The organism is Actinomadura logoneensis, assembly GCF_003428695.1.
Classification (GTDB): domain Bacteria; phylum Actinomycetota; class Actinomycetes; order Streptosporangiales; family Streptosporangiaceae; genus Spirillospora; species Spirillospora logoneensis.
The window spans coordinates 1-1,239 of sequence record NZ_QURH01000498.1; the positions used below are offsets into that span (position 1 = coordinate 1).

Below are 1,239 nucleotides of genomic sequence, written 5' to 3' on the forward strand. Positions count from 1 at the left end.
GGACGCCCCGGCCGCCGACGCGCCGAGCGGCACGGTGGACGGCGGCCCGGCGGACGCTGACGCGGGCCCGGCCCCGGCCGCCAGCGAGCCGATCAGCACGGCTCCGGACGCGGTGCCCGCGGCCGTGAGACGTCGGACGGTGGTGCTGCCCATGGGACCCCCTGCGTGGTCGAGCTGCGTCGGCCGGAAGGCGCCACCCGGCACCGGACGCGCACGGGACCGTGCTGGACCGTGCGGCGCCGGTGGCTCCGCGTGACGAGGCTGCCGGTACCGCGGCAGTGTAGAGATCGGAGCGGCGCCTGTGCGCCCCGTCACAAAAGTGATCACTTATTGTCGGAGAAGTCCTGTTCCCTTGGCAGATTCAGCCCTTGGATTCAGCCCTTGAGCGCCCCCGCCATCAGCCCGCGCATGAAGAACCGGCCCAGCAGCAGGTACACCAGCAGCGTCGGCAGCGACGCCAGCAGCGCCTCGGCCATCTGCTGGCTGTAGTTCACCGCCGCCGCGCCCGAGCCCGCCGTGTTGTTCAGCAGCACCGTGACCGGCCAGCTGTCGGGGGCGCCGAGGAACACCGCGAACAGGAAGTCGTTCCACATCGAGGTGAACTGCCAGATCAGCACCACCGCGAACGCCGGGCCGGACACCGGCCGCACGACCGACCAGTAGGTCCGCAGCATCCCCGCGCCGTCCACCCGGGCCGCCTCGATCAGCTCGTCCGGGATTGTGACGTAGTAGTTCCGGAAGATCAGCGTGCAGATCGGGATGCCGTACACCACGTGCGCGAGGACCAGGCCCCGGATCGTCCCGACCAGCTCCATGTGCGTGAGCAGCCCGGCCAGCGGGATCATCACCGCCTGGTACGGGATGAACATCCCGAACAGGAACAGCGTGAAGACCGCGTCCGCGCCCGGGAAGCGCCACTTGCTGAGCACGTAGCCGTTGAGCGACCCCAGCACCGCCGAGATCAGCGACCCGGACACCGCGATCTTGACGCTGTTCTCCAGCCCGGGCCGCAGCGACGTCCAGGCCGCCCGCCAGCCGCCCAGGCCCCAGTGCCGGGGCAGGTTCCAGGCGGTGGACGGGTCGGCCTCCTGCAGCGACTTGAAGCTCGTCACGACCAGCACGTACACCGGGATCAGGAACACCAGGACGAACGCCAGCAGCACCGCGAACCGCAGCATCCGCCACGCCCGCGCCCGTCCGCCGCCCGCCCGCGCGCCCGGGGCCCGCGCCACCGCACCC

At 71.5% G+C, this 1,239-nt stretch carries 1 protein-coding gene; it reads right to left on the minus strand.

Going from position 1 to position 1,239, the window contains the following annotated elements; all coding sequences use genetic code 11:
• Positions 1-374 precede the first annotated feature (374 nt).
• Complete coding sequence (locus DZF91_RS23600; protein ID WP_407920931.1) at positions 375-1,232, minus strand: carbohydrate ABC transporter permease; 858 nt, start codon at positions 1,230-1,232, stop codon at positions 375-377.
• Positions 1,233-1,239 lie beyond the last annotated feature (7 nt).